Below are 11,541 nucleotides of genomic sequence, written 5' to 3'. Positions count from 1 at the left end.
GACGGGCTGCCGCCGCGCGATGCAGCGGTGGTAGTGCCGGCCGCTGGCCGGCTCATCAAGCAGCGAGGGTAGTGCCGGCCGCTGGCCGGCTCCCGACAGAACAGAAAAGGGCAGCCGCGAGGCTGCCCTTTTCGTTTCCGACTGCGCACCGACCAGCGGTCGGTGTCTACCCGTTGCATTGGCGCCACCGGGTTGCACCGGTGACACCCACTGCACCGGTGACACCCACTGCACCGGTGCCGACCCGTCGGCCGGCACCGATCAATGCCTTACAGCGACTCGAAGATGCCCGCCGCGCCCATGCCGGTGCCGATGCACATGGTCACCATGCCGTACTTCTGCTGACGACGGCGCAGGCCGTGCAGCAGGGTGGCGGTGCGGATCGCGCCGGTCGCACCCAGCGGGTGGCCCAGGGCGATCGCGCCGCCCAGCGGATTGACCTTGGACGGGTCCAGGCCGCAATCACGGATGACCGCGAGCGACTGCGCCGCAAAGGCCTCGTTGAGCTCGATCCAGTCCAGCTGGTCCTGGGTCAGGCCAGCCTGCTTGAGTGCCTTCGGGATCGCAGCGATCGGGCCGATGCCCATCACTTCCGGGCGCACACCGGCGACGGAGAAGCTGACGAAGCGGGCCAGCGGGGTCAGGCCGTAATCCTTGATCGCCTGCTCGGAGGCCAGCAGCACCGCACCGGCGCCATCGCTCATCTGCGAGGAGTTGCCCGCGGTGACCGTGCCACCGAACTGGCCGTTGCGGAACACCGGGCGCAGCTTGGCCAGGCCTTCAGCGGACGAATCCAGGCGCGGGCCTTCGTCGGTATCCACGATCTTGTCGCGGGTGATGATGCGGCGGCCGTCGGCCAGGTCCGGCTGGCGGGTGCGCACGTCGTACGGGCTGATCTCGTCCTTGAACTCGCCGTTCTGGATCGCGGCGATGGCCTTCTGGTGCGAGGCGAGGGCGAAGGCGTCCTGCTCCTCACGCGAGACCTTCCATTCCTCGGCGACCTTCTCGGCGGTGATGCCCATGCCGTAGGCAATGGCGACGTGGTCGTTGTCGAACACGCTCGGCGCCATCGCGATCTTGTTGCCCATCATCGGCACCATCGACATCGACTCGGTACCACCGGCCAGCATCAGGTCCGAATTGCCCAGGCGGATCTGGTCGGCGGCCATGGCCACGGCCTGCAGGCCGGAGGAGCAGAAACGGTTGACGGTCTGCGCGGCAATGGTGTCCGGCAGGCCGGCCAGCAGCACGCCGATGCGCGCCACGTTCATGCCCTGCTCGGCTTCCGGCATCGCGCAGCCGATGATCGCATCATCGATGCGGTTGAGGTCGATGCTCGGCGCCTGTGCGACCACGGAGCGGAGCACATGGGCCAGCATGTCGTCGGGGCGGGTATTGCGGAACACGCCCTTGGGCGCCTTGCCCACCGGGGTGCGGGTGGCGGCGACGATGTAGGCGTCCTGGATTTGCTTGGTCATTGCAGTGATCTCTTTAAAAGGGTCAGTTACGCAGCGGCTTGCCGGTCTTGAGCATGTGCGCGATGCGGGCCTGGGTCTTTTCCTGCTGGGCCAGTTCGACGAAGTGCTTGCGCTCCAGCGTCAGCAGCCACTCTTCGTCCACAAGCGTGCCGCGATCCACTTCGCCACCGCACAGCACGGTGGCGATGCGCACGGCGATCTCGTAGTCGTACGGGCTGATGAAGCGGCCTTCCAGCATGTTGACCAGCATCATCTTGAACGTGGCGATGCCGACGTCACCGGCGACCTGGATGCGGCGGGCCGGCATCGGCGGACGGTAGCCACCTTCGGCCAGCGCCAGCACTTCGGCCTTGGCGATGTGCAGCGTCTCGAAGCTGTTGAACACCACCTTGTCGGTCGCGCGCATCAGGCCCAGTTCCTTGGCGTTGACCGCCGAGTTGGAGACCTTGGCCATCGCGACGGTTTCGAAGGTCTTCTTCAGCTCGGCGAACACGTCGCCGCCGGGACCTGCGGCCTGCGAGGCGCGCACGGCCAGTTCCTTCAGGCCACCGCCGGCCGGCAGCAGGCCTACGCCTGCTTCAACCAGGCCGATGTAGCTTTCCAGCGCGGCCACGCTCTTGGCGCTGTGCATCTGGAACTCACAGCCGCCCCCCAGGGCCAGGCCGCGCACGGCGGTCACCACCGGCACCAGCGAATACTTGATCGCCTGGCTGGTGCGCTGGAAGTTGTGCACCATTTCTTCGAACTGGTCCACCTTGCCGGCCTGCAGCAGGCCGAGCGCACCGGACAGATCCGCACCGGCGGAGAAGGGTTCCTTCTGCTGCCAGATCACCAGGCCCTTGTAATCCTGCTCGGCGCGCTTGATCGCTTCCTGCAGGCCGTTGAGCACGTGGTCGGACACGGTGTTCATCTTGGTCTTGAAGCTGACCACCGCGATGCCGTCGCCGTCGTGCCACATGCGCACGCCGTCGTTCTCGAACACGGTTTCGCCCGGGCTGAAGGTCTCGCCCAGCAGCAGATCCGGGAAGCGCTGGCGCTGGTACACCGGCAGGGCCGAACGCGGCAGCTTGGCATTGCGCGACGGGCTGTAGCTGCCTTCGGCGGCGTGCACGCCGTCGCGGCCATCAAACACCCAGTCCGGCAGCGGGGCATTGCTCATGCTCTTGCCGGCGACGATGTCATCGGCGATCCACTGGGCGACCTGCTTCCAGCCGGCAGCCTGCCAGGTTTCGAACGGGCCCAGCGACCAGCCGTACCCCCAGCGGATGGCCAGATCCACGTCGCGCGCGGTCTCGGCGATATCGGCCAGGTGGTAGGCGCTGTAATGGAACAGGTCGCGGAAGGTCGCCCACAGGAACTGCGCCTGCGGGTGCTGGCTCTCGCGCAGCTTGGCGAACTTCTCGGCCGGGTTCTTGATCTTGAGGATCTCGACCACTTCCGGTGCGGCGGCGCGGTCGGCGGGGCGGTAGTCCTGCTTGTCCAGGTCCAGCACCATGATGTCCTTGCCGACCTTGCGGAAGATGCCGGCACCGGTCTTCTGGCCCAGCGCGCCCTTGGAAATGAGCGCGTCCAGCCACGTCGGCGAGGTGAAGAATTCATGCCACGGATCGTTGGGCAGGGTGTCGCCCATGGTCTTGATCACGTGCGCCATGGTGTCCAGGCCGACCACGTCGGAGGTGCGGTAGGTCGCCGACTTCGGGCGGCCGACCAGCGGGCCGGTCAGGCCGTCCACTTCATCGAAGCCCAGCCCGAAGGCCTGCGTGTGGTGGATGGTGGACAGGATCGAGAACACGCCGATGCGGTTGCCGATGAAGTTCGGGGTGTCCTTGGCATACACCACGCCCTTGCCCAGCGTGGTGACCAGGAAGGCTTCCAGGCCTTCCAGCACGGCGGCATCGGTGGTGGTGGCCGGGATCAGCTCGGCCAGGTGCATGTAGCGCGGCGGATTGAAGAAGTGCACGCCGCAGAAGCGGTGGCGCAGCTGCTCCGGCAGCACGTCGGCGAGCTTGTTGATGCCCAGGCCCGAGGTGTTGGAGGCCAGCACGGCGTGATCGGCCACGAACGGGGCGATCTTCTTGTACAGGTCCTGCTTCCAGTCCATCCGTTCGGCGATGGCTTCGATGATCAGGTCGCAGTCGCGCAACTGCTCCAGGCCGGTCTCATAGTTGGCCGGCGTGATCGCCTCGGCGTAGGACTTGCTGGCGAGCGGGGCAGGGCTGAGCTTGCCCAGGTTGGCGATGGCTTTGAGCACGATGCCATCGGCCGGACCTTCCTTGGCGGGCAGGTCGAACAGCACCGTGTCGACGCCGGCGTTGGTCAGGTGGGCGGCGATCTGGGCACCCATGACGCCGGCACCCAGCACGGCGGCACGGCGGACTAGCAGGGAATTGGACATGTCGATAAGCCTTTGTTGTCTGGAAGCCGGTCAGCGCCCGGCTCTACGGGGTGGAAAGGGAGGTCGTCGGAGCGCTCGAGGCCGCGCTGGCGCGGAATCCGGCTTCGGCGAAATGAATCAGTTCCTGGGCGGCATGGGCACGATGCGCCGCTTCGGTGACACCGGCGGGTCGCTTGATCAGGCCGAAGTCGGCCATGGCATAGGTCAGCGAGCCGGCGAGGAAATCCAGGCGCCAGTACAGCTCTTCCTTGCTCAGCCCCGGCACGCAGGCGGAGATCGCCTTGCCGAAGTCGCGCAGGACGTGGCCGTAATGGTCGGAAAGGAACTTGCGCAGGTTGTCGTTCTTTTCGGCGTAGGCGCGGGCGATGACCCGCACGAACGCGCCGCCGGTCTGGCGGTCCTGGGCCATCGCCAGGGCCGGCTCGACGAAGGCGGCCAGCACCGGGCGCAGCTCACCGGGGTGCTCACGGCGTGCAGCCTCCAGCTGGCCCAGGCGGGCCGAGGTCATTTCATCCATGCGGCGGCGGAAGACCTCGTTGACCAGGTTCTCCTTGGAGCCGAAGTGATAATTGACCGCGGCGATGTTCACATCGGCCTGGCTGGTGACCTGGCGCAGCGAGGTGCCCGCGAACCCGTGCAGGGCGAACAGTTCCTCGGCAGCGCCGAGGATGCGGTCCTTGGTGGAGAAGTGGGCAGGTTTGGCCATGGGGCAGGGCAGTTCAATCAAACGATTGTTTGATACTAGACCTGTGGTTGCGTCACCGCATTGTGCGGCGCAGCAGAAACGGGGGTTCGTTCATCCGCGCTCCCGACAGTGCCGGCCGCTGGCCGGCAACCACGCCGTTGCCTGAACAGGCCGATCACCCGAGGCGCACAGGGCGTTGCCGGCCAGCGGCCGGCACTACCGTACGGCGGGGTTACACGTTAGAATTGGCGCACGTATATCAGGCTAAGCCCGCGTTTTGACGCGGGTTTTTTTCATGCTAACCTCGGGCCGATCAAGTGGCCCGCCCAACGGAGTATTCCCATGGCGCTGGAGCGCACCCTTTCCATCATCAAGCCGGACGCCGTCGCCAAGAACGTCATCGGCGAAATCTACGCCCGCTTTGAAAAGGCCGGCCTGAAGGTCGTCGCCGCCAAGTACAAGCAGCTGTCGCGCCGTGAAGCCGAAGGCTTCTACGCCGTGCACCGCGAGCGTCCGTTCTTCAACGCGCTGGTCGAGTTCATGATCTCCGGCCCGGTGATGATCCAGGCGCTGGAAGGCGAGAACGCCGTGCTGGCCCACCGCGACCTGCTGGGCGCCACCAACCCGAAGGAAGCCGCCGCAGGCACCATCCGCGCCGACTTCGCTGAATCCATCGATGCCAATGCCGCCCACGGCTCGGACTCGGTTGAGAATGCCGCGATCGAAATCGCCTACTTCTTCGCCGCGACTGAAGTCGTCTCGCGCTGAGAGTGATGCCGTGAACGAGGTCGTACAGCCAACCGCCATCCCATCCGTGCTCGTCTCGAGCCCGGCTGTGGCCAAGCAGAACCTGCTCGACCTCGATCGCGAGGGTCTGGAGCGCTTCTTCGCCGAGACACTCGGCGAAGCGCGCTACCGTGCCCACCAGGTGATGAAGTGGATCCACCATCACTACGTCACCGATTTCGATGACATGACCGACCTCGGCAAGGCGTTGCGCGCCAAGCTCAAGCAGCATGCCGAGGTGCTGGTCCCGAACATCGTGTTCGACAAGCCCTCCGCCGATGGCACCCACAAGTGGCTGCTGGCCATGGGCACCGACGGCAAGAATGCGATCGAAGCGGTCTACATCCCGGACAAGAATCGCGGCACGCTGTGCGTGTCCTCGCAGGTCGGCTGCGCGCTGAACTGCACCTTCTGTTCGACCGCCACCCAGGGCTTCAACCGCAACCTGTCCACCGCCGAGATCATCGGCCAGGTGTGGGTCGCGGCGCGCCATCTGGGCAACATCCCGCACAAGCAGCGTCGTCTCACCAACGTGGTGATGATGGGCATGGGCGAGCCGTTGATGAATTTCGACAACGTCGTGCGCGCCATGAGCGTGATGCGCGACGATCTGGGCTACGGCCTGGCCAACAAGCGCGTGACGCTGTCCACCTCCGGCCTGGTGCCGCAGATCGACCGCCTCTCCACCGAGAGCGACGTGTCGCTGGCGGTGTCGCTGCATGCGCCCAACGATGCACTGCGCGAGACCCTGGTCCCGCTCAACAAGAAGTACCCGATCGTCGAGCTGATGGCCTCGTGCGCACGTTACCTGCGCGCCAACAAGCGCCGCGAATCGGTCACTTTCGAATACACCTTGATGAAGGGCATCAATGACCAGCCTGAGCACGCCCGCCAGCTGGCGCGGCTGATGCGCCAGTTCGACAACGCCGTGCAGGCCTCGAACGCGGGCAAGGTCAACCTGATTCCGTTCAATCCATTCCCGGGCACGCGCTATGAGCGCTCCGGCGAAACCGATATCCGCGCCTTCCAGAAGATCCTGCTCGATGCGAAGGTGCTGACGATGGTGCGACGCACCCGTGGCGACGACATCGATGCCGCCTGTGGCCAGCTCAAGGGCCAGGTCATGGATCGCACGCGCCGCCAGGCCGAGTTCAATAAAACGCTGCAGGACGGGAAAGGCCGGGATGCCGCTGCCTGATTGCCGATTGCCAGCCGTTGTTTTCCTCGCGCTGGCAGTGGTCGGCTGTGGCAAGCAAGGCATCAAACCGCCGTCCGGTCCTCTCGAGGTCGCGCCAACCTACGAGGCCCGCGACAACCCCGAGATCCGCAAACGCGTGAACTACCAGGACCAGATGGTCCTGGCCGGCGAGTCGCTGCGCGCGGGTGCCCCGGATGCCGCCGAGAAGCGGGTGCGGGCGGCGATGAAGATCGATGCGCGGCGTCCCGAGGCCTACATGCTGCTGGCAGCCATCGCCGCCCAGCGCGGCAACCAGGCCGAAGCGGGGCAGCTGTACGCCAAGGCCGCCGAGCTGGGCCCGGAGCGCGGCGACGTCCTCAACAATTATGGCGCGTGGCTATGTGCTCATGGCCGGCCGGCCGAGTCGCTGGTCTGGTTCGACCGGGCGCTGCAGGCGCCGGGCTACACCACCCCGGCGTCCGCCCTGGCCAATGCCGGTGGCTGTGCACTGGACGCCGGCCAGCCCGAACGGGCCGTGCCGGACCTGCGACGGGCACTTGAGATAGATCCCGTCAATGCCTATGCGCTCGAGTCGATGGCCCGCAACGAGTACGCCCAAGGGCGCTATTTCGAGGCCCGGGCCTTTTCGCAACGGCGTTTGACGGCTGCACCGGCCACACGTTCCGTGTTACAACTTGCCTCTCAAATCGAGGCGCGGCTTGGCGACAGCGTGGCATCCGGTCGCTATCTGCAGCGAATTCATGACGAATTTCCGCAGGATGCGGCACCTAATCCCCGGGGTTGAAGCATTGTGATTGATGACCAGACTGTGAACGCTTTTGATACTGCGGCCGGTTGCGGAGCTCGTCTTCGCCAGGCCCGGGAAGCGGCCGGACTGACCCTGGAGGCGGTGGGGCAGCAGCTGCACATGCCCGTTCAGGTACTCAAGTCCCTCGAAGAAGAACAGTGGCAGCGCCTCGGCGCGCCGGTTTTCGTGCGCGGCCAGCTGCGCAGTTATGCCCGTCTGCTGAAGGTGGACATCGGCGAGATCCTCGAGCAGGCGCATATCGGGCCGATCGTGCCACCGCAACTGGTCAGCCACACTCATACCCCGCGGGCCCGGCGCATTGCCGAGAGCCTGGGGCGTCGTGTTCTGTATGTCGGCATCACCGCGGTTCTGGCCGTGCCGGTCTGGTTCGCCACCCGCGGCCATTTCGATGGCACGGCGACCACCCCGAACACCGCCTCGCTGGATGTGATCCCGGCGGCGGTACCGGTGGCCGGTGGCGACACCCCGGACCCGGCCGCACCGGCGGCGGTCGAAGCGGCCAAGCCCTCGGCACCGGCGGCGCCGTATCTGGCATCGCTGACCCCGGTTCCGCGTCCGGCCGCTGCGCCGGCACCGCAGGCCGGCGCGCTGAGCCTGCAGTTCAAAGGCGACAGCTGGGTGGATATTTCCGGGCCCGACGGCACCACCGTCGAAAAGGCCCTGATCAAGTCGGGCGAGACCCGCAGCTTCGCGCCAGGCCAGGTGGCCCGCATGGTGCTGGGCAATGCATCGGCGGTCGAGGTTCAGCAGGCCGGCACTATCGTCGACCTTTCGCCGTACCAGCGAGCCAACGTGGCACGCTTTACGGTATCCTCTGACGGCTCCGTGGTCCCAGTTTCGCACTGAACCGCGTTTCCCCAATCCAATTCAAATAGCTCCTCCTCATGGGCGGGGCGAGAGTACGCATGGCGATCGACGACCTGCTCGACGAGCACGAACAAAGTGAACGCGTCCGCGGCTGGCTGCGGAAGAATGGTGTCAGCATCCTTGCTGGCGTAGCCATCGCGATCGGTGGCATCTGGGGCTGGAAAGAATGGCAGACCCGGCACAGCAACAGCCTGGCCGGCGCCAACGTCCAATACCAGATCGTCCTCAAGAGCCTGGAAGAAAAGGATCTGGAGCAGGCCGCCAAGGGTGTGAAGGACCTGGAAAGCGGCAAGGCCAACATCTATGCCGATCTGGCCGCATTGCAGCTGGCCAAGGCCCAGGTCGATGCCGGCAAGAACGAAGATGCGCTGGCGACCCTGCGCGCGATCAAGGCCGACCCCGAATTCAAGCCGGTGATCGAGCAGCGCGTTGCGCGCCTGCTGGTGGCCACCGGCAAGACCGAGGATGCGATCAAGCAGCTCGGCACCGCAACCGACAGCGCCAGCCTGGAAATCCATGGCGACGCACTGATGGCGCAGGGCAAGCGTGATGCGGCCCGCGAGCAGTATGAGAAGGCGCTCAAGACGCTGGACGTGGCAGCGCCCCAGCGGCGCCTGCTGGAAACCAAGTTGACGGATGCCGGTGGCACCGTCACCGATCCTGCGGAGTCGGTGTAATGAATCAGATGGTCATGATCAAGCGCGTTGCCACGGTTGCCCTGTTGGGCATGGCCCTGACCGGCTGCAGCACGATGAAGGGCTGGTTCGCCGGCAAAGATGCCGCGGCCAAGAAGGCACTGGAACCGGCCGAGCTGGTCAAGTTCGATGCCACTGCCAAGGTCGACAAGATCTGGACGGCCAACGTCGGCAAGGGTGAGAAGCGCATCGGTGTCCGTCAGGGCCCGGTGGTCGCCGATGGTCGCGTGTACGCGGCCGCCATCTACGGTGGCGTGCATGCCATCGACCTGCAGACCGGCAAGAAGATCTGGACCTACGAACCTGCCAAGGTGAAGAAGCAGCCCAAGCTGCGTCTGTCCGGTGGCCCGGGCGTGGGTGACGGCCTGGTCGTCATCGGCACGCTGGATGGCGAAGTCATCGCGTTGAACGCGGCCGACGGCACTGAGAAGTGGCGTGCCAAGGTGCCGGGTGAAGTGATCTCCGCGCCGGCCGTGGGCCAGGGCATGGTGTTCGTGCGCAGCAACGACGGTCGCGTGACCGGTCTGGATGCCGAGAATGGCACCCAGCGCTGGTTCAACCCGCGCGAGCTGCCGGCACTGACCGTGCGTGGCAACGCGCCGGTCGTCACCGGCCCGGGCGTGCTGTTCATCGGCAACGACGACGGCTCCATCGCCGCGCTGGCCATGCAGGACGGCCGCACGCTGTGGGACCAGATGGTAGGCAACGGCGAAGGCCGTACCGAGCTGGACCGCATGGCCGATATCGACGGCGCCCCGGTGCTGGAAGGCAATACGCTGTTCGTCAGCAGTTTCAAGAACCAGACCATGGCGATCGAAGGCCCGACCGGCCGTCCGCTGTGGGCACGTGATCATGGTGGCGCCGGTGGCGTGGCCCTGACCTCGAGCAATGTGTTCGTCACCGACAACAAGGGCGGCGTGTTCGGCCTGGACAAGGCCAGCGGTTCGGCCATGTGGTCGCAGACGGGCCTGGCCCGTCGTTCGCTGACCGGTCCGGTCATCCACGGCGATTACGTTGTGGTCGGTGATTACAAGGGGTATCTGCACTGGTTGCGGACCGATAACGGTGAGTTCGCGGCGCGCGCCAAGAGTGGCGGCGACGCCCTCCTGGCACAGCCGGTAGCTGCCGATGGGATTCTGCTGGTGCAGAACGTTGATGGAAAGCTGACCGCGTTCCGGTTGGCACAATAAGGAGTTACCGCGATGCTGCCCTTGGTCGCCCTGGTTGGACGGCCGAATGTCGGCAAGTCCACGCTGTTCAATGCGTTTACCCGTACGCGCGACGCGCTGGTCCATGACCAGCCCGGCGTGACCCGGGACCGTAATTACGGTGTTTGTCGTCTTGATGAAGACCACCCGTTCCTGGTGGTCGATACCGGCGGTATCGCCGGTGAAGAAGAAGGTCTGGCCGGTGCTACCGCCCGCCAGGCCCGCGCCGCCGCCGCCGAGGCGGACCTGATCCTGTTCGTGGTCGATGCCCGTGAAGGCCCGATGGACGACGAGATCCTGTCCTGGCTGCGCAGACTGGCTCGTCCGACCCTGCTGTTGATCAACAAGATCGATGGCATGAACGAAGACACCGTGCGTTCGGAATTTGCCCGTTACGGCTTCAGCGAAATGCTGACCGTCTCGGCCGCGCACCGCCAGGGCCTGGATGATCTGCTGGACGAGGTCGTGGAACGGTTGCCGGAAGAGGGCACCACCGAGACCCTGGACACCGATCCGAACCGCATTCGCATCGCCTTCGTCGGCCGCCCCAACGTGGGCAAGTCGACGCTGGTCAATCGTCTGCTCGGCGAAGAGCGCATGATCGCCTCTGAAGTGCCCGGTACCACCCGTGACTCGATCGCGGTGGACATGGAGCGCGACGGCCGCGAATACCGCCTGATCGATACCGCTGGCCTGCGTCGCAAGGCGCGTGTCGAGGAAGTGGTCGAGAAGTTCAGCGTCATCAAGACCCTGCAGGCCATCGAGCAGTGCCAGGTTGCGGTGCTGATGCTCGATGCCTCTGAAGGCGTGACCGATCAGGACGCCAGCGTGCTCGGTGCGGTGCTTGATGCCGGCCGTGCATTGGTGGTGGCGATCAACAAGTGGGATGGCCTGACCGATTACCAGCGTGAGCAGGCCGAAGCGCTGGTCTCGCGCAAGCTCGGCTTCGTGCCGTGGGCGGAAGTGGTGCGCATCTCGGCCAAGCACGGCTCGGGCCTGCGTGAGCTGTTCCGCTGCATCCATGCCGCGCATGCCTCGGCCACGCACGAGTTCAGCACCAGCGAAGTCAACAAGGCGCTGGAAACGGCCTACGAGACCAACCCGCCGCCGGCGATCCGTGGTCACGTGTCCAAGCTGCGTTACGTGCATCCGGGCGGTTCCAACCCGCCGACCTTCATCGTCCACGGCACCCGTCTGAAAGACCTGCCGGAGTCGTACAAGCGCTACCTGGAGAACTTCTTCCGCAAGCGCTTCAAGCTGGTCGGCACGCCCGTGCAGTTCATCTTCCGCGAGGGTGTGAACCCGTACGAAGGCAAGAAGAACGTGCTCACCGAACGTCAGCTCAAGCGCAAGCGGCGCTTGATCAAGCACGTCAAGGGCAAGTGATGCAAAGAAGAGCCGGCGCAAGCCGGCTCTTTTCA

Annotated in this window: 10 protein-coding genes; 7 read left to right on the top strand and 3 right to left on the bottom strand. The window is 65.5% G+C overall.

Going from position 1 to position 11,541, the window contains the following annotated elements:
• Window positions 1-269: 269 nt before the first annotated feature.
• From AC1DIQ_RS07375 to AC1DIQ_RS07365, 3 genes are read right to left on the bottom strand one after another with little or no spacing between them, the layout of a single operon-like run.
• Window positions 270-1,478, bottom strand: coding sequence for an acetyl-CoA C-acyltransferase (locus tag AC1DIQ_RS07375; RefSeq protein ID WP_478049759.1), 1,209 nt, complete (start codon window positions 1,476-1,478; stop codon window positions 270-272).
• A gap of 22 nt (window positions 1,479-1,500) precedes the next feature.
• A complete protein-coding gene (locus tag AC1DIQ_RS07370) occupies window positions 1,501-3,873 on the bottom strand; it encodes a 3-hydroxyacyl-CoA dehydrogenase/enoyl-CoA hydratase family protein (protein WP_478049758.1) in 2,373 nt (790 codons plus the stop codon).
• Window positions 3,874-3,916: 43 nt separating this feature from the next.
• A complete protein-coding gene (locus AC1DIQ_RS07365; RefSeq protein WP_478049757.1) occupies window positions 3,917-4,579 on the bottom strand; it encodes a TetR/AcrR family transcriptional regulator in 663 nt (220 codons plus the stop codon).
• A gap of 321 nt (window positions 4,580-4,900) precedes the next feature.
• Here AC1DIQ_RS07365 and ndk point away from each other — a divergent pair, with 321 nt between their 5' ends.
• Genes ndk through der form a run of 7 tightly spaced genes read left to right on the top strand, consistent with a single transcriptional unit; the run spans window position 4,901 to window position 11,506 of the window.
• A complete protein-coding gene (gene ndk / locus AC1DIQ_RS07360; protein WP_008265389.1) occupies window positions 4,901-5,326 on the top strand; it encodes a nucleoside-diphosphate kinase in 426 nt (141 codons plus the stop codon).
• 10 nt (window positions 5,327-5,336) lie between these two features.
• Entirely contained in the window at window positions 5,337-6,542 is a 1,206-nt protein-coding gene (rlmN, locus tag AC1DIQ_RS07355) for a dual-specificity RNA methyltransferase RlmN (RefSeq protein ID WP_152150567.1), read from the top strand.
• A complete protein-coding gene (gene pilW, locus AC1DIQ_RS07350; RefSeq protein ID WP_121042154.1) occupies window positions 6,529-7,326 on the top strand; it encodes a type IV pilus biogenesis/stability protein PilW in 798 nt (265 codons plus the stop codon). Before rlmN ends, pilW begins: the two co-directional genes overlap by 14 nt.
• 6 nt (window positions 7,327-7,332) lie before the next feature.
• Window positions 7,333-8,196, top strand: a complete 864-nt coding sequence (locus AC1DIQ_RS07345; RefSeq protein WP_121042156.1) for a helix-turn-helix domain-containing protein — start codon at window positions 7,333-7,335, stop codon at window positions 8,194-8,196.
• Window positions 8,197-8,255: 59 nt separating this feature from the next.
• Entirely contained in the window at window positions 8,256-8,894 is a 639-nt protein-coding gene (locus AC1DIQ_RS07340; protein WP_019183086.1) for a YfgM family protein, read from the top strand.
• On the top strand, window positions 8,894-10,102 hold the full coding sequence (gene bamB, locus AC1DIQ_RS07335) for an outer membrane protein assembly factor BamB (RefSeq protein ID WP_121042158.1): 1,209 nt from the start codon (window positions 8,894-8,896) through the stop codon (window positions 10,100-10,102). The genes AC1DIQ_RS07340 and bamB overlap by 1 nt, the downstream gene beginning before the upstream one ends.
• A 12-nt stretch (window positions 10,103-10,114) precedes the next feature.
• Window positions 10,115-11,506, top strand: a complete 1,392-nt coding sequence (gene der, locus AC1DIQ_RS07330; protein WP_121042160.1) for a ribosome biogenesis GTPase Der — start codon at window positions 10,115-10,117, stop codon at window positions 11,504-11,506.
• Window positions 11,507-11,541 lie beyond the last annotated feature (35 nt).

It is taken from the genome of Stenotrophomonas sp. 05L413, assembly GCF_056397945.1.
This window is presented reverse-complemented; position numbering and strand designations above follow the sequence as displayed.